This is a genomic window from Kribbella solani, assembly GCF_014205295.1.
In the GTDB taxonomy this organism is placed as follows: Bacteria; Actinomycetota; Actinomycetes; order Propionibacteriales; family Kribbellaceae; genus Kribbella; species Kribbella solani.
The window spans coordinates 7,489,064-7,511,038 of record NZ_JACHNF010000001.1; the positions used below are offsets into that span (position 1 = coordinate 7,489,064).

At 68.2% G+C, this 21,975-nt stretch carries 19 protein-coding genes; 11 read left to right on the forward strand and 8 right to left on the reverse strand.

The window, feature by feature from the left end:
- Positions 1-23: 23 nt before the first annotated feature.
- Positions 24-947: an NAD(+) diphosphatase gene (nudC, locus tag HDA44_RS34800; RefSeq protein ID WP_337906765.1), complete on the forward strand. Its 924-nt coding sequence runs from the start codon at positions 24-26 to the stop codon at positions 945-947.
- On the opposite strand, the gene HDA44_RS34805 is transcribed toward nudC, so the two are convergent.
- Both HDA44_RS34805 and HDA44_RS34810 read right to left on the reverse strand, forming a co-directional pair.
- Entirely contained in the window at positions 948-3,332 is a 2,385-nt protein-coding gene (locus HDA44_RS34805; RefSeq protein WP_238352618.1) for a hypothetical protein, read from the reverse strand. It lies immediately after the preceding gene.
- 91 nt (positions 3,333-3,423) lie between these two features.
- Positions 3,424-3,663 (reverse strand): mycoredoxin, encoded by a 240-nt coding sequence (locus HDA44_RS34810; RefSeq protein ID WP_184841851.1) that lies wholly within the window; start codon positions 3,661-3,663, stop codon positions 3,424-3,426.
- Between the two features lie 101 nt (positions 3,664-3,764).
- On the opposite strand from HDA44_RS34810, the gene HDA44_RS34815 reads away from it, so the two are divergent.
- The 3 genes from HDA44_RS34815 to HDA44_RS34825 all read left to right on the forward strand — a co-directional run bounded on the left by HDA44_RS34815 (position 3,765) and on the right by HDA44_RS34825 (position 6,943).
- On the forward strand, positions 3,765-5,882 hold the full coding sequence (locus tag HDA44_RS34815) for an ATP-dependent DNA helicase UvrD2 (protein WP_184841853.1): 2,118 nt from the start codon (positions 3,765-3,767) through the stop codon (positions 5,880-5,882).
- 393 nt (positions 5,883-6,275) lie between these two features.
- A complete protein-coding gene (locus HDA44_RS34820) occupies positions 6,276-6,473 on the forward strand; it encodes a hypothetical protein (protein ID WP_184841855.1) in 198 nt (65 codons plus the stop codon).
- Positions 6,474-6,655: 182 nt separating this feature from the next.
- Entirely contained in the window at positions 6,656-6,943 is a 288-nt protein-coding gene (locus HDA44_RS34825; RefSeq protein WP_132151798.1) for a WhiB family transcriptional regulator, read from the forward strand.
- Between the two features lie 321 nt (positions 6,944-7,264).
- On the opposite strand, the gene HDA44_RS34830 is transcribed toward HDA44_RS34825, so the two are convergent.
- Positions 7,265-7,792: an NUDIX domain-containing protein gene (locus tag HDA44_RS34830; RefSeq protein WP_184841857.1), complete on the reverse strand. Its 528-nt coding sequence runs from the start codon at positions 7,790-7,792 to the stop codon at positions 7,265-7,267.
- Positions 7,793-7,809: 17 nt separating this feature from the next.
- Between HDA44_RS34830 and HDA44_RS34835 the strand changes: the two genes are divergently transcribed.
- Positions 7,810-7,977: a hypothetical protein gene (locus HDA44_RS34835; protein ID WP_184841859.1), complete on the forward strand. Its 168-nt coding sequence runs from the start codon at positions 7,810-7,812 to the stop codon at positions 7,975-7,977.
- Position 7,978: 1 nt separating this feature from the next.
- On the opposite strand, the gene HDA44_RS34840 is transcribed toward HDA44_RS34835, so the two are convergent.
- Complete coding sequence (locus HDA44_RS34840; RefSeq protein WP_184841861.1) at positions 7,979-8,767, reverse strand: DUF899 domain-containing protein; 789 nt, start codon at positions 8,765-8,767, stop codon at positions 7,979-7,981.
- Between the two features lie 118 nt (positions 8,768-8,885).
- On the opposite strand from HDA44_RS34840, the gene HDA44_RS34845 reads away from it, so the two are divergent.
- Complete coding sequence (locus tag HDA44_RS34845) at positions 8,886-10,358, forward strand: MFS transporter (protein WP_202887732.1); 1,473 nt, start codon at positions 8,886-8,888, stop codon at positions 10,356-10,358.
- Here the strand turns inward: HDA44_RS34845 and HDA44_RS34850 are convergent.
- Both HDA44_RS34850 and HDA44_RS34855 read right to left on the reverse strand, forming a co-directional pair.
- A complete protein-coding gene (locus HDA44_RS34850; RefSeq protein ID WP_202887734.1) occupies positions 10,345-11,667 on the reverse strand; it encodes an ABC1 kinase family protein in 1,323 nt (440 codons plus the stop codon). The two genes, HDA44_RS34845 and HDA44_RS34850, sit on opposite strands and share 14 nt — an antisense overlap.
- A 227-nt stretch (positions 11,668-11,894) precedes the next feature.
- The gene (locus tag HDA44_RS34855; RefSeq protein WP_012922897.1) at positions 11,895-12,053 is read right to left on the reverse strand and encodes a DUF5679 domain-containing protein; all 159 of its coding nucleotides are present in this window, start codon (positions 12,051-12,053) and stop codon (positions 11,895-11,897) included.
- A 524-nt stretch (positions 12,054-12,577) separates the two neighbouring features.
- Here HDA44_RS34855 and HDA44_RS34860 point away from each other — a divergent pair.
- Complete coding sequence (locus HDA44_RS34860) at positions 12,578-13,114, forward strand: M48 family metallopeptidase (RefSeq protein WP_184841867.1); 537 nt, start codon at positions 12,578-12,580, stop codon at positions 13,112-13,114.
- 198 nt (positions 13,115-13,312) lie between these two features.
- Positions 13,313-15,511: an MMPL family transporter gene (locus HDA44_RS34865; protein WP_184841869.1), complete on the forward strand. Its 2,199-nt coding sequence runs from the start codon at positions 13,313-13,315 to the stop codon at positions 15,509-15,511.
- Between the two features lie 113 nt (positions 15,512-15,624).
- Here HDA44_RS34865 and HDA44_RS34870 read toward each other — a convergent pair whose 3' ends face one another.
- Positions 15,625-16,224, reverse strand: a complete 600-nt coding sequence (locus HDA44_RS34870; RefSeq protein ID WP_184841871.1) for a CGNR zinc finger domain-containing protein — start codon at positions 16,222-16,224, stop codon at positions 15,625-15,627.
- A gap of 64 nt (positions 16,225-16,288) precedes the next feature.
- Between HDA44_RS34870 and HDA44_RS34875 the strand changes: the two genes are divergently transcribed.
- A complete protein-coding gene (locus HDA44_RS34875) occupies positions 16,289-17,458 on the forward strand; it encodes an MFS transporter (RefSeq protein WP_184841873.1) in 1,170 nt (389 codons plus the stop codon).
- On the opposite strand, the gene HDA44_RS34880 is transcribed toward HDA44_RS34875, so the two are convergent.
- Positions 17,433-19,688, reverse strand: a complete 2,256-nt coding sequence (locus HDA44_RS34880; protein ID WP_184841875.1) for an FdhF/YdeP family oxidoreductase — start codon at positions 19,686-19,688, stop codon at positions 17,433-17,435. The two genes, HDA44_RS34875 and HDA44_RS34880, sit on opposite strands and share 26 nt — an antisense overlap.
- A gap of 123 nt (positions 19,689-19,811) precedes the next feature.
- Here HDA44_RS34880 and HDA44_RS34885 point away from each other — a divergent pair, with 123 nt between their 5' ends.
- Together HDA44_RS34885 and HDA44_RS34890 are read left to right on the forward strand one after the other, a co-directional pair.
- Positions 19,812-20,450, forward strand: coding sequence for a DUF2064 domain-containing protein (locus tag HDA44_RS34885; protein ID WP_184841877.1), 639 nt, complete (start codon positions 19,812-19,814; stop codon positions 20,448-20,450).
- Positions 20,451-20,732: 282 nt separating this feature from the next.
- On the forward strand, positions 20,733-21,947 hold the full coding sequence (locus HDA44_RS34890) for an acyltransferase family protein (RefSeq protein WP_184841879.1): 1,215 nt from the start codon (positions 20,733-20,735) through the stop codon (positions 21,945-21,947).
- Positions 21,948-21,975 lie beyond the last annotated feature (28 nt).

The following is a 21,975-nucleotide window of genomic DNA, read 5'->3' on the forward strand; positions in this document are numbered from 1 at the left end:
GGAGGCGGGATATGTTGAGGCACGTGGCCTACTCCATCGCACCTGGTTCGCTAGCGCTGTCCCGGCCCGTACTGGACCGGGCGGGTGACCGTAGACGTGACGACGACTGGCTGGACAAGGCCTGGGCCGCGTCAGACACGCAGGTGGTCCTGGTAGCCGGTGACCAGGTGCAGGTGGTCGACGACCGCACCACACTGCGGTTCCTGCCGCCTGCTGAGGCGCCGGACGGCATGCGGGTCTTCCTGGGCATCGACCGGGAGTCCGGTGCCGGCATGACTGCTGACGGCCGGGCCGTGTTCGCCGTCCTGGTCGATGGCGAGGCTGATGAGTCGTACGGCGGCCTGCGCGAGCTAGGCGCCGTACTGGACGACAGAGAGGCCGGTATCGCGGCCCATGTGGTCGGACTGGCCAACTGGCACGCGGTACACACCCACTGTGCGAACTGCGGTGAGCACACCGAGGTAGTGGACGCCGGGCACGTACGGCGATGCCCCGCGTGCGGGGTGTCGCACTTCCCGCGCAGTGATCCGGCGATCATCGTGCTTGTCACCGACGACCAGGACCGGGCACTGCTGGGGCGCAACGCGGCGTGGCCGGAGGGCCGGTACTCCACGCTGGCCGGCTTCGTCGAGCCGGGCGAGTCGCTGGAGGCCACCGTCCGCCGGGAGGTGCTGGAGGAGACCGGGGTGATCGTCGGCGCGGACATCGAGTACGCGGGCAGCCAGCCGTGGCCACTGCCCGCGAGCCTGATGCTCGGCTTCTACGCGAAGGCGACCGGCTTCGACATCGAGGTGGACGAGGACGAGATCTCCGAGGCGAAGTGGTTCACCCGGGAGGACCTCCGTGTGCTGGTCGAAGCCGGCACGATGGCGCTCCCGGGTGCGATCTCCATTTCCCGCTGTCTGATCGAGGGCTGGTACGGCGACAGCCTCACCGGCAGCTGGTGATCACCTGCCCACGTTCGATCGGGCCGCGGCGACTCTGATCAGTACGCCCTCCCAGCGTTCCACCGAGCCAGCAGATTCGAGCTGCCGGAGCTTGCGGTCTACTGCGACCACATAGGCGCCGTGGCTCGGCCAGTCCGCCTTCGCGTCCGGTAGTACGTCGGTCAGTGTGCAGCCGTAGCTCAGGAAGCGGTTCGAGACATGGCTGTCGATGTTGCCCGTCCAGACCGTCGTGCGGACATCAGACTGCGGACATGGGTCGACCGGTGCCGTGTACGAGGCCAGATTGGTCGGGTTCACGTAACCGTCCGGGCGGAGCAGCATGTAGTACGTACCGTCCGGTGTCTGAGTGAGCCGGTTGAGACCGCGGCTCCTCAGTACGGTGGTGTGGCCGCTGAGGCTGTCCACAACGAACAGCCGCCCACCGGCCACTCCGTACAGGTAGCCGTCGCGCCAGGACAGTGCACCGTCCTGCGCGCCGGTGGCTCCGCTGAACACGGGCAGCAGGCGTAGTACGTCGCCTGTCGCCGGGTCGGCCACGAAGACGATGCCGTCGGCCAGACCCCAGATGTTGCCGTCCGGTCCGGTGGTCAACTCGTTGATACTGGCCGCACCAGGAACTGGTACTACGTCGGTGAGGACCTGGCCGGTGGATGGGTCCACGTTGATCAGGTGTGCCTCAGTGGCCTTCGGATCGGTGCCCTGACCACCTTCGATGCTGGACCCGGCCCAGACCGTGTTGCCAGTCGGCAAGACGGACGCGATGGTCTGGTCAGTCACCAGGTTGCGGTACACTGTGTGGCTGCCCGTCGGTACGTCGTACACGGTCAGTGCGCCGCCGTACTCGCCGTACGACGGGGTAGTGCCGACGTAGACGCGATTACCTGCGGGGACTACCGCGACCGGCCTGTTCTGGTGGTCACTGTCGACCAGACTGAACAGTTCCTTCGGGTTGATCGGGCTCTCCGGAGCTTTCGGATCCCAGAGCGACAGCCTGCCGTACGGATAGATGCCGACGTACATCTTGCCCGTACCGTCCCACGCCCAGCCCTCCACCTGTCCTTGCCGGGTGGTTGTGGTGCTCTTGCCAGTAGCAGGGTCGTAGATTGCCGTTGTGCCGTTCAGGTAGACGTTGACGAACACCTTGCCGGTACTGGGATCAGCCAGTGCATGCATCAGCGGCGACGGCACGTACTGGAACGGTGAACTCCACTGGGCGAGGGTCCCGTCCTGTGGGTTGTACCGGAACGTGCCACCGGAGTAGTTGCCCGCTAGGCCGTACAGCACGGGTACGCCATTCTCTGTCACCCAGCCGTAGCCGATGGATGCGCCACGGGACAGCGTGCGTGGCGGTGAGACCGGGCCGACCGTGTTGGTTGCCAGGTCGTAGTGAATGAGGGCCAGGGTGTTGTTGGTGAAGTACACGCCACCGGGACCGGCCGCGGAGACACCGCGCGCGGCGATCGGGTAGTCCATCACCTGCTGGCCGGTCGTGGCATCGGTGTACTTGATCTGCTCACCGGTGACTGCATCGACAACCACCAGTCGGCTACTGGCGTTCGCGAACACCTTGCCGCCCGCGTAGTCCAGGTCGATGAAGTCCTTGGCCGTCGTACCCGGAGGAGTGATGTCTTCGACCACTTTGGTGTCCACGTCGATCCGGAGCAGCCGGGCGTTCGGAGTGGAGACTCCGACGAACAGCTTGCGGTGATCGGGGTCGTAGACGGTGGAGCGCGCGTACTGCTGCACCGGGTCCAGTGAGCCGTAGTCGGTGACCTGTCCGTTCGACGTGTCGTACTTGAACGCGTGGGCGTTCGGATACGTCCCGGCGTACACGTTGCCGTCCGGGTCGGCCGTCAGGCCGTAGATGACCGACTGGCCGGGGATCGGCTGGCCCAGGTCGGTCAGCGTGCCGGTGCCCGGGCTGTAGCGGTACAGGTGCGCGTTGGAGTACGTGCCGAGGTACACGTCGCCGTTCGGCACGACGACGATCGCCCATGCACCGGCGGCGCCTGGCAGTGCGACTGTGTTGAGCAGTTGCCGGCTGTGCAGGTCTACAACGTTCAAACGGGCGTTCTCGCCGGCCGGCACGGCGTACACGACGTCGCGGCCGTCCGGCGTACGCCCGACCGCGCCCTCCATGATGGTCAGCGAGCTGACCGGTGAGCCGAGGTCCTTGATGACCTCGTCGGCCGGGCCGAGCGGCCGGGCCGGTGGACCGAGCGGCCAGTTCTCGGAAGGGAACGGATCCGGCCGCTCGTGGCCGGGAGGATTCGGTGGACCGGCGCTGGGCGGAGCGGCGCCGGCGGATGGCCCACCCGTCGCGAGCAGGCCGGCCGCGACGGCGAACGTGATCAGGAAACGACGGAAAGAACGGCGCGAGAACATGGCGGACTCCCTGCGACGTAAGTTTCATCGCAAGGTATAACGGTCATGACCGTAAGTCCATAACTCAGGTCGCATGACCTGAGCCGGGTAGTTACGCCGCGAGCTTCTCCGCGACCTGCGCCAGCGACGGGTTGGTCATCGCGGTGCCGTCCGGGAAGACCACCGTCGGCACCGTCTGGTTGCCGTTGTTGATCTTCTCGACCAGCGTGGCCGCGTCCGGAACCTGCTCGATGTCGATCTCGGTGAACTCGATGCCGGCCCGCTTGAGCTGGCCCTTGAGGCGGTGGCAGTAGCCGCACCACGGGGTCGAGTACATGGTGAAAGCTGACATCGGCGGACTCCTGGGGGAGTGGGAGGGGAAAACTGTCGGGCGTCCCGTCTAGGGTTGCCCTCGACGTATTCGAACCATGATGCAGGTGGTGCTGTTCCCGCATGTCCCAGCCCGTGAGCGAGTTCACACGATCCGCCTCCGCGGAGGAGCTCCTGGATGCCCTCGACCCGGAGCAGCGGGAGGTCGCGACCACCTTGCAGGGCGCGGTCGCGGTGCTGGCCGGAGCGGGCACCGGGAAGACCCGGGCGATCACCCACCGGATCGCGTACGGCGTGCGGATCGGGACGTTCGACCCGGTCCGGGTGCTCGCGGTGACGTTCACCCAGCGGGCGGCCGGCGAGATGCGCGGGCGGCTGGCCCAGCTCGGCGTCCAGGGCGTGCAGGCACGGACGTTCCACTCGGCCGCGCTGCGCCAGGCCCGCTTCTTCTGGCCGAAGGTGTACGGCGGGGAGCTGCCGCCGATCGTGGACCGGAAGTTCCCGCTGCTCACCGAGGCGGCCTCGCGCTGCCGGGTCCGGGTGGACACCCCCGCCCTGCGCGACCTCGCCGGTGAGGTCGAGTGGGCGAAGGTGAGCAACGTCCGGCCGGACGACTACGCCCGGCTGGCGCCGAAGGCGGGCCGTACGCTCGCGGCCTTCGACCCGGCCACGATCGCCCGGATCTTCGCCGCCTACGAGGACGTGAAGCTGGAGCGCGGGCGGATCGACCTGGAGGACGTGCTGCTCTGCGCTGTCGCGCTGCTGGCCGAGGACGAGCGGGTCGCCGCGGAGATCCGCCGGCAGTACCGGACCTTCGTCGTGGACGAGTACCAGGACGTCTCGCCGCTGCAGCAGAGCCTGCTCGACCTGTGGCTGGGCGGCCGCGAGGACGTCTGCGTGGTCGGCGATCCGGCGCAGACCATCTACTCCTGGGCCGGCGCCGAGCCGGAGAACCTGGTCCGGTTCGCCGCCCGGCACCCGTCCGCCAGCGTGATCAAACTGGTCCGCGACTACCGGTCGACGCCCCAGATCGTCGAGGTCGCGAACAAGATCCTCGACGCGGCCGGCCCGAACGGTCTGCCTGGGCGCGTCACCTTGCGCTCGCAGAAGGAGGCCGGCCCGGCGCCGGTCTATCGCGAGTACTCCGATGAGGTCGCGGAAGCGGACGCGGTGGCGCGGGCGGTGGTGAAGTTGCAGGACGAGGGCGTTGCCCTACGCGACATCGCCGTACTGTTCCGGACCAACGCCCAGTCGGAGAACTTCGAGCAGGCGCTCGCCGAGCGGAAGATCCCGACCGTACTGAAGGGCGCGGAGCGCTTTTTCGAGCGGGCCGAGATCCGGCAGGCAGCCCTGCTGCTCCGTGGCCAGGCGAAGGCCGGTGACCTCTCGGACGAGCTCGTCACCACCGTCACCGGAGTGCTCGGTGGAGCTGGGTGGACGCCGGAGCCGCCGACCGGGACCGGTGCGGTCCGGGACCGCTGGGAGTCGTTGAGCGCGCTCGTGACCATGACTGGCGATTTCGCCGCGGAGCACCCGTCGGCCGGCCTGGCCGAGCTGATGACCGAGCTGGACCGGCGTGCGTCGATCCAGCACGCGCCGTTGGCCGAGGGGGTCACGCTGGCGACACTGCACGCCGCCAAGGGGCTGGAGTGGGAGTGCGTCTTCATTGTCGGCGCCCACGAGGGCACGCTGCCGATCAGCTACGCCCAGACCCCGTCGCAGGTGGAGGAGGAGCGACGGCTGTTCTATGTGGGCGTGACGCGGGCGAAGCAGCAACTGTTCGTCAGCTGGTCCACCTCGCGTTCACCGGGAGGGCGTGGCCAGCGTGGACCTACCCGGTTCCTGGATCCGATCGGCGTCCGTACCGCACGCTCCGAGTGGAAACCGTCGGCCCCGGTGAACTGGGAGCGCCCGGCGAGCTCGAGCCGGTCCGGCCGGCCGATCCCGAAGTGCCGGGTCTGCGGCCGCGGCCTGCTGGACCCGGGCGCGCGCAAGCTCGGCCGGTGCGAGAGCTGCCCCTCGACGATCGACCAGAAGCTGTACGAGGCGCTGATCGAGTGGCGGACCGAGCAGGCGGAGTCGGAGCGGATGCCGGCGTTCGTGATCCTGACCGACGCGACGCTGACCGCGATCGCCGAGACCCGGCCGAGTGATCCGCAGGCGCTCCGGCAGATCCCGGGGATCGGGCACACCAAGCTGGCCAAGTACGGCGAGCACATCCTGAACCTCTGTACCCGCTGACCTTTCACGTCCGGGCGCCGGCCGGCCGTGCCGCGGCGGAATTGCCTTGCCAGGCACGTACTCCGCGGCGCACCCTTGAGGACAGGCCGTGTTCTGCTGCTGGCAGACGTGGCAGTTAGGTGACACAGGCAACGATCCCGGAGCGTGCGGATGGCGTCCCGGAGCGTGCCGGAGACGTCCACGATGTGATGCGAACGGGTCGCAACAGCGAGATCCGGCCGCGGTGGCGGCAACTTCCGGCCAACTTCGCGAACTGGCGTTAAATAGTTTGCGGGCTCCGGCGCGGACAGCGTACTGTTCTTTCTGCGGTCGAATCCTGGCCGAAAACTTCAAACCACCATAGCGATCGAGCTTACCGCCCGCTTCGCCACAACGAGAGGAGGTGCCTTGGAAATGATCACCAACACGGTTAAGAAGCCGTTCAGCGACGCTGCCGCGCTGCCGTGCGCCCAGATTCAGGGTGCCTCGCCGCGCCTGCACGTCGCGACCGTTGTGCTCATGGCTTCCGGCGCTGTCCAGATCAAGGGCGGAGCTGTCGGCGATGTGAAGTACGGCGGTTCGGGTTCTCGAGCATGGAGTCCACCGGTCTGACAAGCGTCAGAGCCGGCACCTCCAAGGCCGCGGAACCCGAATAGGGTCCGCGGCCCTTTTTGTTTGATCAGCGCGGCGTTTGATCAGCGCAGTTTTGTCAGCACAGTTTTGGCGGCTACCAGCCGGTAGTCGTCGAGGACGACAAGAGATCAGCACACAACAGTCACTGGGAGGTGACCGGAATGAGCGTGAGCTTCCTCGATGTCTTCACCGAGGTGGCCTCGTCGCAGGACCTGCCCTGTCGGTCCTACGCGCCAGAACTCTTCTTCGCCGAATCGCCGGCGGACGTCGAGTACGCGAAGTCGCTTTGCACGACCTGCCCGCTGAAGGCGGAATGCCTGGCCGGAGCGCTCGAGCGTTCCGAGCCGTGGGGAGTGTGGGGTGGCGAGCTGTTCGTCCAAGGTGTGGTGGTTCCGCGCAAGCGGCCCCGTGGGCGTCCCCGCAAGAGCGACACCGTTACCGCAGCCTGACGACAACCCCTACGAAAACGAGTCCCGACGATGACAACCCAGACTTACACCAGGAGCACTGAAATGCATTTACTTCATGAAGATCTCGCCCGTGCTCATTGTCGTACTTCACTGAAGGACGCAGAGCAGAACCGGCGCTTCCGCCTCGCTCACCAGATCGAGCGGGCAGAGAAGCAGGCCGAGCGGGCCAACCGGCGGGCCGCGAGGGCCAGCGCGCGTGCGCGCCTCGCACTCGCCCGCCTGGTCTGATCCACCCAGTAACACCAGCCTGACCAGCTGAAACACAGTCTGAGGGGCGGCTCCCAACGGGGGAGCCGCCCCTCAGGCGCGTTCCTGGAGCAGCAGTTGCTGCAGACCGATCAGGGTGATCCCGCTGACGATCTCGTGCCGGGCGATCATCGCCGGTACGTCGGCCAGCGGAATCCACTCGATCCGGTCCGACTCGTTCAGCTCGGTCGGTTCGCCGATCCGTACCGCGCGCTCCGCCCGGTACACGAAATGCCGCGAGTCCATGATCCCGGCGGCCGGCTCCGAACGGATCAGCTCGGTCAGGCCGTCCGCCCGCCAGCCGGTCTCCTCCTCCAGCTCCCGCGCCGCCGCGGCCTCCGGACTCTCCCCGGCCTCGATGATCCCCATCGGGATCTCCCACGCCCAGGTGTCGGTCAGGAACCGGTGCCGCCACATCAGCAGCACGTGCTGGTCGCGGGTGACGACCGCGGCCGCGATGTTCCGCATCCGGACCGCGTGGTAGTCGAACCGCTCGCCGTCCGGCTGCTCGACGTCCAGGCGCCGTACGCTCAGCCAGCGGTTGGCCCAGACTTCACCCTCATTGTGAACAATCCATCGCACCGATGCAGACTAGTGCCATGGCATTGGCTACTTGTGCACTGTGCGGTCAGCAGGCGGAGTCGGAGGACGCGCCGCTGACCTGGATGACGTCGTTCGAGAACGGCCGCAAGCTGGTGTACTGCGACCGCTGCGCCCGCGAGAACGTCCGCGGCATCGAAGGCAAGCTCGACCCGGTCTACTGGTAGCTCACGAGCTGTACTGATCCGGAGCCCGCAACCCCGGTCCACCGACCTGGAGTCCGAGCGCCTCGGCCCGGCCCTTCGGCTCCTCCCACGCCTCCTGCCGCCCGAGCACGGTCAGGTCGAGGTACCGGTAGCAGTTGTGGAAGTCCTCCAGACCGCGCCCGAAGGTGGAGTAGGTGTGGAAAACCTCCTCCCCGGCCCGTACGAACGTGCTGATCCCGGGCATCTCCTCGCCGTTCATGTCAGCCGTCCACGGGCCGTCCGTCCAGGGCGTACCTTTCTGGTTGGCCAGCTCCTCCCGTGTACGGAAATGCAGCAGCACCGGGGCGATCCGGTCGTCGAGCGTGGCGTGGAAGTCGTAGTTGAAGTCGCCCGGGTACGACGAGTACCAGGGGAACTTCCAGCCCATCCGCTCCCGGTACGCGGCCAGTTTCGGGTACGGCGCCCGCGACACGGCGGCCAATGACGTGTTGCGGGCGTGCAGCTGCCGCAGGTTGCCGATCTCGTCGGCGGCGGACGAGCAGCTCGAACACGCCTCGTCCCAGTCCGGCCCGAACATGAAGTGGTGGATCACCAGCTGATCGCGGCCCTCGAACAGGTCGAGCAGCCGCACCGGCCCGTCCGGACCCTCGAAACTGTACGGCTTCGTGATCCGCACCATCGGCAGCCGCCGCCGCTCCGCGTTCACCCGGTCCCGGGCGCGGGTCATTTCCTTCTCCAGCCGCAGCAGTTCGCGACGTGCCGCCAGCCACTCCTCGGGTGAAACGGCTTCGGGAAGATTACCGATCGTCATCGTGGCTCCACTCGTCCTGGCGAAACAGCCCTTTGCAATCTATGTCGATCCTGAGGGCGCCCGCTCGACGCAGGGGTACAGCGCAACCTCGTGCTGGCCCTCCTGGAAGGACCTGATGATGACCATCACCCGTGCGACCGACGCGGTGGCGAGCGGCAGGCGGCAGTGGATCGCGCTGGGCGTACTGTGCCTGGCGGCCCTCCTGGTGTCGCTCGACCTGTTCGTGATGCTGCTGGCGGTGCCGGCCATCACCGAGGCGCTCGGCGCCACCAGCAACCAGCAGCTGTGGATTCTGGATGTGTACGGCTTCATGGTGGCCGGCCTGATGATCACCATGGGCAACCTCGGTGACCGGCTCGGCCGCCGCCGGTTGCTGCTGATCGCCGCGGCCGTGTTCGGCGTCGCGTCGGTCGTCGCCGCGTACTCCGTGAACCCGGCCATGCTGATCGGTGCCCGCGCCGCGCTGGGCATCGCCGGTGCGGCCATAGCGCCATGCACCCTGTCGCTGATCTCCACGTTGTTCCCGGACGAACGGCAGCGTGCCACCGCGCTGGGTGTGTGGGGCGGCTGCTTCACGGTCGGTGCGATCATCGGACCGATCGTCGGCGGCGTACTGCTCGATCACTTCTGGTGGGGGTCGGCGTTCCTGATCGGCGTACCGGCCATGGTGGTGCTGCTCGCGCTAGGCCCGGTGCTGTTGCCGGAGTACCGCAATGAGCGTGCCGGGCGGATCGACGTACCTAGCGTGGTGCTGTCGTTGGCGGCGATCCTGCCGGCGATCCACGGCCTGAAGCACCTGGCGACGCACGGCGTCGGCGCCCAGTCCGTTGGCGCATTGCTGGTCGGCGCGGCGTTCGGGTGGTTCTTCGTACGCCGGCAGCGTCGGCTGAGCGATCCGCTTGTGGACGTACGGCTGTTCACCAGGCCGATCTTCAGCGTCACGTTGGGCAGCATGACGGCGTACTCGATGCTGTCCGGTGGGGTGATGGTGTTTGTCGCCCAGTACTTCCAGCTGGTGAAGGGGATGACTCCTTTGGAGGCGGGGCTGGCACTGGTTCCGGGCATGATCACGTCGACGATCAGCTTCCAGCTGGCGCCCCGGCTGGCGCAGTACATCCGCCCGGGCGTACTGATCCCGGCTGGTATCGCCTTCACCGTCGCAGGCATGGCCGTAGTCAGTCTGACCACATCCACCACCATGCTGGTGATTGCGTTCGCGGTGCAGTGCATCGGCCCGGGCGCACTGGTCACGCTGGGTACGAACCTGGTGATCGGCTCGGTCCCGCCGGAGAAGGCTGGTTCCGCAGGGGCGCTGACCCAGACCGGCAACGAGTTCGGTTACTCACTGGGTATCGCTGTCCTGGGCAGCGTGGTCGCAGCGGTCTACCGCAGCCGCATGGACGGGCAGGGCGGCAAGTCACTGGGCGAAGCAGTCGGCCAGCGCGTACCTGGTGACGTACTGGACCAGGCTCGGGACGCCTTCACCTCTGGCCTGCACCTGGCAGCGGGGATCACTACAGTGGCACTGGTAGCGATGGCGGTGCTGCTGGCCGTCACCCTGCGGTCGCTGCCGGTCCTCAGCCGTCGGTGAAGCCCGGCAGCAGTTCCTCCAGCACAGGCCGGAACGGCGCCTCCGCCTCGAGCTGGGAGAGTACTGCGATGCCACCGATCCACACCCGGTGGATCAGCATGTAGGAGGGCGGCAGGTTGAGCCGCAGCGCCAGCGAGGCGTTCGGCGAGCGGAAGTCGCCGGTCCGGTTTGCCTGAGCCCGCATCCAGGCCCGGCTGAACTGGAACGTCGGCTCCCGCGCCGGGTCCGCGAACGGCGCCAGGTAGTCCATCAACTGCTCCGGGTCGATGTCCATCCGCGGCTTGATGAAGCCCTCGGCCCGCAGCCCGTCCCGGACCGCCTCGCCGTCACCGTTGAGCGAGATCCGCAGCAGCCGCCCGATCGCCGGCGGCAGGCCGTCCGGGAGCCGGGCGCAGAGGCCGAAGTCGACCACGCCGAGCCGGCCGTCGGCCATCACCCGGAAGTTCCCCGGATGCGGGTCCGAGTGCAGCAACCCGGCGTACTTGGGCCCGCTGAACATGAACCGGACGTACTTCAGCCCGATCGCGTCCCGCTCCTCCTTGCTGCCTTCGGTGATGTACGAGGACAACGGCCGGCCCTCGATCCACTCCGAAACGATCACCGTGGGGGAGTGCTTCACCACCCGCGGTACGACGAACTCGGGATGATCCTTGAACGCATCCGCGTACTGCTGCTGGGCCTGCGCCTCGCGGTCGTAGTCGAGTTCCTCGCCGATCCGCTCCTGCAACTCGGCGACCAGCGGCTTCACCTCCAGCCCGGGAACCAGGGTGCCCAGGGTCCGGGCGAACCGGCCGAGCTGGCGCAGGTCGCTGCGCAGCGCGTCCGCGGCGCCGGGGTACTGCAGTTTGACCGCGACCTCGCGGCCGTCCTTGAGCCGGCCGCGGTGCACCTGGCCGATCGACGCGGCCGCCGCGGGTACGTCGTCGAACTCGTCGAAGCGGTCCCGCCAGCGTTTGCCCAGCTCCCGGGACAGGATCGTGTGCACGGTCGAGGCCGGCATCGGCGGGGCGGAGTCCTGCAGCTTGGTCAGGGTGGCCCGGTAGGGCGCCGCGAGCTCCTCCGGCATCGCGGACTCCATCAGGCTGAGCATCTGCCCGAACTTCATCGCGCCGCCCTTGAGCTCGCCGAGGACGGCGAACAACTGCTCGGCGGTGCGGCGCTGGAACTCGGCCAGCACGGCCTCGGCGGGTGCGCCACCGATCCGCTTGCCCAGGCCGACCGTCGCCCGCCCGGCGGCGCCGAGCGGCAGGCTGGCGAGTTTCGCGGTCCGGCTCAGCGCCTTGCGGGGGAGGTCAGACACGCCTCCCATTCTGTCCGGTCACCCAAGCCCAGCCGCTCCTGGGTGCCGTGTGTCGCGCCACATCTCGGACCGGCGCCCGCCGGTCTGCCCCGGTCGGTGTCCTGGTCCAGGTCCTGGCCGGTCCTGGCCGGTCGTGGCCGGTCGTGGCCGGTCGTGGTGGCCGTGGTGGCCGGGACGACGAGAGGCGGCGCCCGGCACGCGCAACGTGCCGGCCACCGCCTCTACGACTTGGTGCGTCAGGCCTTGCCGAGGATCCGGTTCAGGTTCGTACCGCACTCGGGGCACTTGGCCTTGGCCATGCGCGTGCCCTTGTCGTTGACCTTGACCTCGCCGTCGGCGGTGCGCTTGGCCTTGCACTTGACGCAGTAGAACTCGCCGCTCCAGGTCTCTGCCATGAGGGCCCTCTCCTTGCTCTGAATTCCAGCCCGGGGGTGTGGCCCCGGGCAGTCGTTGGATGCTAACGGCAGAGGTTCCTGCCGTAGGCCGTTCGGCCCAGTCGGGATTCACCCTACGACAGCCTGACGCCGGCTCAAGCCCACCTCCCGGTCCAGGACCCGCCGGAATCCCGCGAGGAAAGCCCTTACCGAAACTTTCGCCCGGACGGAACAGGCTCCCGGTGAGCCGCCTCCGGAACAGCTCGGCTTCCCCTCCGAGCGGCCCCGGAAGCGGTCCGGGAGCCTGTTGACACCGACGCTATGAGGCCCGGGCCGAACCGGCAAGCCCAGGTTGTCCACCCCTGTGGATAACTCTGTGCGCAACCTGTGGGACGCGCCGCCGGGGGTTGTGGACCAGCGGGGGAACACGGTGTGAACAACGGCCGGCGGCAGGTTCAAAATCAGGCGCCTGACCTGCGAAAACATCGATGCACAGGATGTGGACCGAAGAAAGTTGTCCGATTCGGAGGGTACATTTTTGAGCCATGGCCGACTCTCCACCGCGCCCGATCCCGCCGTACGTGGACATCCGTCGCAGCAAGCGCCGCAAGCGCACGGTCAGCGCGTACCGCGACGGTGAGCGGGTGGTCGTGCTGATGCCCGACCGGCTGTCCGCCGCCGAGGAAGCGCGCTGGGTGGAGACCATGCTGGCGCGGCTGGAGAAGCAGCGCGGCCGATCCCGCGTGTCGGACGAAAAATTGTTGGCCAGAGCACACGAACTCGCGTGTCGCCACCTCCCAGAAGTGCCCGAACCTGCGTCGGTGAGGTGGGTTTCGAACCAAAACAGACGCTGGGGATCGTGTACTCCGGCGGATCGCTCGATCCGGTTGTCGACCCGGTTGCAGTCGATGCCGGCCTGGGTCGTGGACTACGTACTGGTGCACGAGCTGGCGCACCTGATCGAGCCGACCCACAACGCCAGCTTCTGGGCCCTGGTCCACCGCTACCCCAAGGCCGAGCGCGCCGAGGGCTACCTGGAAGGCGTCTCCGCCGCCTCCTCCCTGAACCTCGAAGACTTCTGACCCGCCCGGCTCCACCCCGGCAACTCCGGTCCCGTACGGCGTACGGAAAAGGGTGGGGTGGGGATTTCCCCAGGGTGCGGCCGGGGGCTTCCTGCATGGCCGGGGACGGGGTCCGGCGGCGAGGCTTTTGGCCGTAGCCAGCGCCACGCCAGGTGCGCTGGGTGGGGCGCCGGTCCGGCGCGGAGGGGCAGGAACGTTATGGCCAGGGGACAGATCACGGTCCGGGCGGCGCGCTGGAGCGCCACCCATCCGTGGCGGGCGATCGCGATGTGGGTGGTCGTGGTGATCGCCTGCTTCGCGCTCGGTTCGGTGACCGGGACGAAGCAGTCGAAGAACGAGGGGGACATCGGCGAGGTCACCCGGGCGGACACCATCGTCAAGTCCGGCAACTTCGACGACCCGGACGTGGAGAGCGTGCTGATCACGGCACCGTCCGGGCAGCTCGACCAGACGCAGGCGACCAAGGCGGCCGGCGTGGTCGTGCAGCGGATGCGCGCCCTCGGTGGGGTCGCGGAGGTCGCGCCGCCGATGCCGTCGCCGAAGCACGACGCGGTGATCGTCAGGGTGACCCTGAAGGACGCCGCCGAGGGTACGAAGGCGGATGCCCGGGTGCAGCCGCTGCTCGACACCACCGCGCAGGTCCAGCAGCAGTACCCGAATCTCCGGATCGAGGAGGTCGGTGGCGTCTCGATCGACAAGGCGCTGACCGAGACACTGGGCAAGGACTTCAAGCGCGCCGAGATGTTCAGCCTGCCGGTGACGCTGGCTATTCTGCTGATCGCGTTCGGTGCGCTGATCGCCGCGTCGGTGCCGCTGCTGCTCGCGCTGTCCGCGGTCGCCGCCGCGATCGGTCTCGCCGCCGCGGCGTCCCAGCTGGTGCCCGCGGTCGACGCGGTCAACAGCGTGATCCTGCTGATCGGGATGGCGGTCGGCGTCGACTACTCGCTGTTCTACCTCCGTCGTGAACGTGAGGAACGCGCCAAGGGTCGCGGCCACGTCGACGCGGTCGAGATCGCCGCGGCGACCTCCGGTCACGCCGTGGTCGTCTCCGGTACGGCGGTGATCATCTCGATGGCCGGGCTCTTCCTGGCCCGGGACGCGGTCTTCTCGTCCTTCGCGGTCGGCTCGATCCTCGTGGTCGCGGTGGCGGTCGTCGGTTCGCTGACGGTGCTCCCCGCCGTGCTCGCCAAGCTCGGGCGCTGGGTCGACAAGCCGCGGATTCCGCTGGTGTGGCGCCTGACCGCAAGCAAGGGCAAGCCCCGGTTCTGGCCGGCCGTGCTGAAGCCGGCCCTGAAGCACCCGGTCGCCACGCTGCTCGTCGCGGTCACCGCGCTGCTCGCGATCGCTTCGCCCGCGCTTGGCATGACGCTGAAGTTCCCCGGAACCGAGGATCTGCCGCGGACCACGTCGGTGATGAAGGCGTACGACCGGTTGACGGCGGCCTTCCCAAGTACAGGCACGAGCCACCAGGTTGCCGTACGAGCTCCGGCGAACCAGCAGCCCGCGGTGAAGGCGGCGCTGGCCGAGCTGATGCAGCGCACCAAGGGCGACAAGCTGTTCGCGGCGGATGGTCTGGAGGAGCCACGGTTCTCCAAGGACGACACCGTTGCGACGATGGAGGTCGCGACTCCGTACGAGGGTGGCAGTCAGCAGGCCCGCGACTCGTTGGTCAAGCTGCGCAAGGATCTGATGCCGGAAACGGTCGGCAAGGTGCCCGGCGTCGAGTACGCGGTCGGTGGGTTCGTGGCCGCGGACGTGGACTACGCGGCGCATACGAAGTCGAAGTTGCCACTGGTGATCGGGTTCGTACTGCTGCTGACGATGATCGTGATGATGGTGACGTTCCGCTCGGTGGTGGTCGCGATCACCGCGATCGCGCTGAACCTGCTGAGCGCGGGCGCGGCGTACGGTGTCGTGACCGCGGTCTTCCAGAACACCTGGGCCGAAGGGCTGCTGCACTTCCGGTCGAACGGTGCGGTGGTGAGTTGGCTGCCACTGTTCCTGTTCGTGGTGCTGTTCGGCCTGTCGATGGACTACCACGTGTTCGTGGTCAGCCGGATTCGTGAAGCGGTGCTGCGCGGCGTACCGACCAAGCAGGCGGTGGCCGAGGGAATCACCGGTTCGGCCGGCGTGGTCACGAGCGCGGCGGCCGTGATGGTCGGGGTGTTCGCGGTCTTCGCGACACTGAGCACCCTGGACATGAAGCAGCTCGGCGTCGGCCTCGCGGTCGCGATCCTGATCGACGCGACGATCATCCGCGCGGTCGTGCTCCCGAGCGCGATGATCCTGCTCGGCGAGGCGAACTGGTGGGCCCCCAAGTGGCTCCGCCGCAACCCCGCCAAGCACGCGGCCCCAGTCCCAACAGAAGAAGAACGCGAACTGACCCCCGTCGGCTAACCACCCCGTCAGGCGCTCCACCTCCCCAAGGTGGAGCGCCTGCCGCGCCACGCTCTGACCTCTTGACCCGCCTGCTGTCGAGCCGACTTCTTGACCGGCCTGCCGCCGCGCGGCTAGTTCTCACCCGCCTGCTGTCGGGCGCGGTGGGCGGCGGCTTTTACCCGGCTCTGGCATTGCGGTGAGCAGAACCTGCGCTGCCCGTTCTTGGACACGTCCACGAAGACTCGATCGCACTGCGGCGCCGCGCACACCCCGAGCCGCCCGCCCAGGTCACTGCCGACCGCGAGAGCCAGACCGGCCGCGCATCCGGCCGCCCAACCGTTGGCGAGCTGCTCGTCAGGCCCGTGAAAATGCAGACTCCACGGCCGATCCTGGCCGCGGTCGAGCTGCGGGCGCGCGTTCGTTTCCACCAGCAACGCGTTGATCTCGACGGCGGCCGAGTCCAGGTCGCCGGAACTCGCGGCCTCGAAGACGGTCCGCATCCGTCCCGCCAGCTGTACCAGCCGCCGCGCGTCGTCCGCCGGCACCGATTCGGCCGAGTACCCGAGTGCGGTGAGCGCGCCGGCGACGGCCGCGGTGACTGCCTCGGGTTCGTCCGCGGGTGCGTCGTACGCGACCCCGCCGGAGTACCCGGGCGTCAGCCGGTTCACGTACTCCACCGACGCGGCCAGCACCACCCGGGCATGACTATCAAAAGACACTTGACCAGTCATGCATAGCCTCCTTAGGCTCTCTCGTGACCGATCATATCCATTTAGATAGTCACGGAGAAGTTCGATGAGTGCTGTGTCCACCCCGATGGCGCCCTGGCGCGGCCTTTCTCCGGCGGTCTGGATTCTGGTGCTGGCCCGGGCGGTCAACAAGATCGGCGCGTTCACCCTGCCATTCCTCGGCGTGGTGCTCACGGTCGAGTTCGGCGCGTCGCTGGGTCAGACCGGGGTGATCCTCGCGGTCTTCGGCGCCGCGACGATCCCGTCCCGGTTGCTCGGCGGTCAGCTTGCCGACCGCCTCGGCCGCCGCCGTACGATCGTCCTCGGTCTGACCGGTTGCGCGGTCGCCCAGCTCTGGATCGCGTTCAGCCACGCCCTCTGGTCGGCGGTGCTCGCCACGATCCTGCTCGGCTTCGCGTTCGAGATCTACGAACCACCGAGCCAGGCGATGATCGCGGACGTCACCGATCCGGAAGACCGGCCCGCCGCGTACGGCCTGTACAGCGCGGCCCTCGCCGCCGCCGGCGTACTGGCCGGGCTGCTCGCCGCCGCGATCAGCCACTGGGACCTCCGCTGGCTGTTCGCCGCCGATGCGATCACCTGCCTGGCCTGTTCCGTACTGGTCGCGCTGACCCTCCCGAACGAGGCACGCGAGCCGAAGGAACCAACCCCCACCGTGCCGGTATGGCGCGATCGCCGCCTGATGCTGCTGCTCGCGGGCGGCACCGTGTTCGCGACGATCTACATGCAACTCGTCATCGGCGTACCGCTGACTCTCCTCGAGCAGGGCCTGCCGAAGTCGGGTACGGGCATCATCCTCGCGGTGTCGGCCGTGACCCTGATCGCCGCCCAGCGCCTGCTCCGAGTGCAGCATCTGGACGACTTCCGCGCGATCGCCACCGGCTACGTACTGGTCGCGGTCGGCCTGGTCGTCGTCGCACTCGCGCACAGTCTCGCGATCTTTCTCGTCGCCGCGGTCCTCTGGAGTCTCGGCGAGCTCTTCCTACTGGCCCGCTACCTCACCCAGGCTTCCGGCCTCGCGCCCGAGCAGGCCCGCGGCCGGTACCTGGCGGTGTTCGGTCTGAGCTGGGGGATCGCCACCACGATCGCCCCGCTCACCGTCACCCAGCTTCTCGCATCGGCAGGTCCGGCCGGCCTCTGGCTCACGACCGCCGCGGTGGCCGCCGTGCTCGCCGTACTGCAGCCGTGGTTCAGGAAGCGGCTGGCTCCAGCCTGACCGTCAGGCCCTTCGCGACCGGAGTATTGCTGCCCTTCGCCAGATCATCGGCCGACATCAGCACGTTCGTCTCCGGGTAGTACGCCGCGACACATCCGCGTGCCGTCGGGTACGCGACCAGGCGGAAATGCGATGCCCGTCGCTCGACGCCCTGGAATTCGCTGACGATGTCGACGTACGCGCCGTCCTGCAACCCGAGCTCCGCCAGATCATCGGGATTCACGAAGACGACCTCGCGGGTGCCGTGCACGCCGCGGTACCGGTCCTCGAGCCCGTAGATCGTGGTGTTGAACTGGTCGTGGCTGCGCAGTGTCTGGAGCAGCAGCCGGCCTGGCTCGGTCGGCAGCCAGGTGAGCTCGTTCGCGGTGAACTGCGCCCGGGAGTCGGACGTCTTGAACTCGCGCTTGTCCCGCGCCGCGTGCGCGAGCAGGAATCCGCCGTCGCCCGCCCGCAGCCGGTCCTCGTAGTTCTCGTACCCGTCCGCGACCCGCCCGATCCGCTGCCGGATCAGGCTGTAATCGTCGGCGAAGTCCGCCCACGGAATCTGCCCGACGTCCGGCACGACCGCTTGCGCCAGCCCGCACACGATCCCGATCTCCGACTTCAGCTCCGGCGCCGGAGGCATCAGGTTCCCCTTCGACAGGTGTACGGCGCCCTGAGAATCCTCCACCGAGACGGACTGCGGCCCGGCCGCGGTGTGATCGTGATCCGTCCGCCCCAGCGTCGGCAGGATCAGCGCTTCCCTGCCCGTGACCGTGTGCGAACGGTTCAGCTTCGTCGACACGTGCACGGTCAGGTCGCACGCGCGCAACCCGCGATGTACGACCTCGGTGTCCGGCGTCGCGGAGGCGAAGTTCCCGCCCATCGCGAAGAACACCCGGACGTCAGCGTCCCGCAGCCGCTTCACGGTCGCGGCCGCGTCGATGCCGTGCTCCCGCGGCGACGTGAACGCGAACTCGCGATCGAGCTTGTCCAGGAACGCGTCCGGCATCTTCTCCCAGATCCCCATGCTGCGGTCGCCCTGGACGTTCGAGTGGCCGCGCACCGGGCACGGACCGGCGCCGGGTTTGCCGATGTTGCCCTGCAGCAGCAGCACGTTGACAATCTCGCTGATCGTCGCCACCGCCTCCCGATGCTGGGTCAGACCCATCGCCCAGCAGATCACCGTCGCCTTCGACTTGACGAAGCGGTCCGCGAGCTCCTCGATCTCGGCCCGGCGCAGCCCGGTGGCCAGCTCGACGGCGTCCCAGTCCAGCTCGGCGTTGTGCTTGGCGTACAACTCGAATCCGCTGGTGTGCGACTCGACGAACGTCTTGTCCAGTACGGTTCCCGGGTTCGCCGCCTCGGCCTCGAGCAGAAGGTGGCCGAGGGCAAGGAAAAGCGCCTGGTCGCCGCCGATCCGGATGCGCAGATGCTGGTCGGCGAGCTGCGTACCCTTGCCGACCAGGCCGCGTGGTTTCTGCGGGTTCATGAACCGCATCAGACCGGGCTCAGGCAGCGGATTGACCGCGACGATCGAACCGCCGTTGCGCTTGGCGACCTCGAGATGGCTGAGCATCCGGGGTGCGTTGGTCCCGGGGTTCTGCCCGACGATCACGATCAGCTCGGACTCTTCGAGCATCTTCAGCGTGACCGCGCCCTTGCCGCTGCCGATCACCCGGGACAGTGCGGTGCCCGACGACTCGTGACACATGTTGGAGCAGTCCGGCAGGTTGTTCGTACCGTAGGCGCGGACGAACAGCTGGTACAGGAACGCGGCCTCGTTGCTGGTCCGGCCGGAGGTGTAGAAGACGGCGTCGTTCGGGTCGGCGAGCGCCTTCAGGTGCCGGGCGACGACCTGGAACGCCTCGTCCCAGCCGACCGGCTCGTAGTGGGTGGCGCCGGCCCGGAGCAGCATCGGCTCGGTGATCCGGCCGAACTTACCCAGGTCGAACTCGGAGATCCGGTCCAGCTCCGTCACCGAGTGGGTCGCGAAGAACTCCCGCGGCACCCGTTTCCGGGTCGCCTCCCAGGCCACCGCCTTCGCGCCGTTCTCGCAGAACTCGGCCGTGTGTTTGTGCTCCGGGTCCGGCCAGGCGCAGGACGGGCAGTCGAACCCGCGATCCTGATTCATCTTCAGGAAAGCGCGGCCGCTGCGGACCGTACCCATCTCGCGGAGACCGAACTTGAACGACGACAGCACGGCCGGTACGCCCGCTGCCTTCTGCTTCGGCTGCTCGATGTCGACCATGTTTCAACCATAGATCCATCTATCGTGGAGCGCGGCCTTGATAGCCAGGACTGTGGACAACCTCTCGGCCGGGGGAGTGGATACTGGGCCGGAACCGCGCAGGGTGATGGGAGACCGGTGTCGATGAGTGACTGGTACGGGGACCAAGCGCCCGTGGACAGGCGAGTCGTCGTACTCGTCGCGCCGGCCCGCGGGACCTGGGCGCCGCCGGGACGTGATTCCGAGGCATGGCGGCTGGCGCTCGCCGAGGACACGTACGAGGTGCTCGCCGCGCTGGACCAGGTCGACGTTGCCGTCGCGGTGTCCGGTGGCGACGACAACGCGGTTGCCGAACTCAGCGCACTGACCTGGCCGGGCACCCCCGCGTACGCCGTCGATGCCGAACGACCTGTGCTGCACGCGGTGGAGCTCGCTGGTCCGGCCGCGGCCGTGGTTGCCGTGTCTCATGACGTACCTGACCTTCCGGGGCTGCTGATCGGCAAGCTCTTCCGCGCTTTGAGCCACGCCGACATCGCCGTCACGCCCGCCGAGGACGGCTCGCTCGCGGCGATCGGCGTCAAGCTTCCCGTCGCCGGTTGGCTCACCGATCTCGCGCCGACGTTCGACACCCCGCTGGCCGTGCTGGAGTCGCGCAAACCGCGCCGCCACGCCGTCGCCACCGGCCCCGGCTGGCACCGGCTGCGGTCGAACGCCGACCTGGCCCGACTCGACCCCGGCCTCGAAGGCTGGGACGCGACCCGCTCCATCCTCCGCCGCGCCTGACCTGTCACCTGGCCTGCTATCTGGCCCGTTGTCTGTCTTGGCAGTTGCTACGTCACTTTCTGGGCCGCGGCTCGTTCTCCATGCAGCGGGGACTACGGGGAACCAGCGGGGAACTTCCAGCTGATCGCCGATGCCGTTCAGGGGCGGTACCCGACGTCAGCGACCCCGGCCGGCCGCATCGCGAAGATGCGGCCAGCCAGGCGGTCACGTTTGGTAGCCGGCGCGCTGTGATCTGAGTCATACGTCGGCAATCCGCCCGGCCCAGCCGGACATCTCGCTTGTATGGAGCTGAGTGTTCGCACCCGCGTACCGGCGGGCCGTCCCGACCTTTCCCGGTCCACCGTCGACGCGCGTACCCGAGTGGGTGGTCAGCTTCCGTCGTTGACCGGCATGCGGTGGATCGCCGCGTTCGCGGTGTTCGTCTACCACGTCCGCAACTTCGGCTACTTCGGCCCGGGCCACGGCGGTCGCCTGGTGAACTGGGCGTTCGGCGCCGGCGCGGCAGGCGTCTCGTTCTTCTTCATCCTGTCCGGCTTCGTACTGGCCTGGTCGGCCCGCCCCACGGACCAGGCCCGCCGCTTCTGGCGCCGCCGGCTGGCCCGCGTATACCCAGTTCACCTGGTCACTGCAGTCATCGCCGCGGTGCTCGCGTACACACTGGTCCCCGGTCTGCGACCCGGCAGCCTGAACGAGGCCGCCGCGAACCTGCTGCTCGTCAGCTCCTGGAAAGCCGAGTGGTGGCAGGCGCTGAACCCAGTCAGCTGGTCGCTGGTCTGCGAGGCGTTCTTCTACGCCACCTTCCCACTTCTGTACGCCGGCCTGCGCCGCCTGCCTGCCCGTGCCCTGTTCGCGATCGCCCTGGCCAGCGGTGCGCTCGTCATGTTCCTGCCGTGGGCGAACACGCACTACGCACTCGGCTGGACGCTGTATTCGTCCCCGCCCGCCCGGCTACCGGAGTTCGTCCTCGGCGTCGCACTCGGCCTGCTGGTCAAGGCCGGCGCGTGGCGCGGACCCGGACTGGACGTATCCCTGGCGATCACCCTGATCGGCTACTTCCTGACCGCCCAGGTGGCGCCCGAGTACGGCTACGCCGCCTGCACGGTCATCGGCCTGTCTCTACTCATCCCAGCCGCGGCCACCACCGACCTCGCCGGCACACCGACGTTCTGGCGTCACCCCACCCTGGTACGGCTCGGCGAATGGTCCTTCGCCTTTTACATGATCCACCTCTTGGTCATGGCCACCACCGAGGCCGTACTGGGCACCCACCCGAACTACGCCACCGCTCCCGCCCTAGTCGCCACAGCCGCAACCTTCACCATCTCCCTCACCCTCGCCTGGGCCCTACACACCCACCTGGAAACCCCCGCCCGCCACCTACTTCTCCGCCCCTGGCACACCCACGGTCTGTTACGCGGCGTACGCCTCGCAACGCCCCGCCGCTCAACCCGCCTGGGCTCGGTCATGCCGCACGTCGACCACCCCGGAAGGCGCTGACATGACCACCACGACCCGGCTCCGAGCC

Coding starts and splice junctions, on each gene's coding strand:
- HDA44_RS34805 (WP_238352618.1), bottom strand. CDS start 3,332: ATGTTCTCGCGCCGTTCTTTCCGTCGTTTCCTGATCACGTTCGCCGTC.
- HDA44_RS34810 (WP_184841851.1), bottom strand. CDS start 3,663: ATGTCAGCTTTCACCATGTACTCGACCCCGTGGTGCGGCTACTGCCAC.
- HDA44_RS34815 (WP_184841853.1), top strand. CDS start 3,765: ATGTCCCAGCCCGTGAGCGAGTTCACACGATCCGCCTCCGCGGAGGAG.
- HDA44_RS34820 (WP_184841855.1), top strand. CDS start 6,276: ATGATCACCAACACGGTTAAGAAGCCGTTCAGCGACGCTGCCGCGCTG.
- HDA44_RS34825 (WP_132151798.1), top strand. CDS start 6,656: ATGAGCGTGAGCTTCCTCGATGTCTTCACCGAGGTGGCCTCGTCGCAG.
- HDA44_RS34835 (WP_184841859.1), top strand. CDS start 7,810: ATGGCATTGGCTACTTGTGCACTGTGCGGTCAGCAGGCGGAGTCGGAG.
- HDA44_RS34840 (WP_184841861.1), bottom strand. CDS start 8,767: ATGACGATCGGTAATCTTCCCGAAGCCGTTTCACCCGAGGAGTGGCTG.
- HDA44_RS34845 (WP_202887732.1), top strand. CDS start 8,886: ATGACCATCACCCGTGCGACCGACGCGGTGGCGAGCGGCAGGCGGCAG.
- HDA44_RS34850 (WP_202887734.1), bottom strand. CDS start 11,667: ATGGGAGGCGTGTCTGACCTCCCCCGCAAGGCGCTGAGCCGGACCGCG.
- HDA44_RS34855 (WP_012922897.1), bottom strand. CDS start 12,053: ATGGCAGAGACCTGGAGCGGCGAGTTCTACTGCGTCAAGTGCAAGGCC.
- HDA44_RS34860 (WP_184841867.1), top strand. CDS start 12,578: ATGGCCGACTCTCCACCGCGCCCGATCCCGCCGTACGTGGACATCCGT.
- HDA44_RS34865 (WP_184841869.1), top strand. CDS start 13,313: ATGGCCAGGGGACAGATCACGGTCCGGGCGGCGCGCTGGAGCGCCACC.
- HDA44_RS34870 (WP_184841871.1), bottom strand. CDS start 16,224: ATGACTGGTCAAGTGTCTTTTGATAGTCATGCCCGGGTGGTGCTGGCC.
- HDA44_RS34875 (WP_184841873.1), top strand. CDS start 16,289: ATGAGTGCTGTGTCCACCCCGATGGCGCCCTGGCGCGGCCTTTCTCCG.
- HDA44_RS34880 (WP_184841875.1), bottom strand. CDS start 19,688: ATGGTCGACATCGAGCAGCCGAAGCAGAAGGCAGCGGGCGTACCGGCC.
- HDA44_RS34885 (WP_184841877.1), top strand. CDS start 19,812: ATGAGTGACTGGTACGGGGACCAAGCGCCCGTGGACAGGCGAGTCGTC.
- HDA44_RS34890 (WP_184841879.1), top strand. CDS start 20,733: ATGGAGCTGAGTGTTCGCACCCGCGTACCGGCGGGCCGTCCCGACCTT.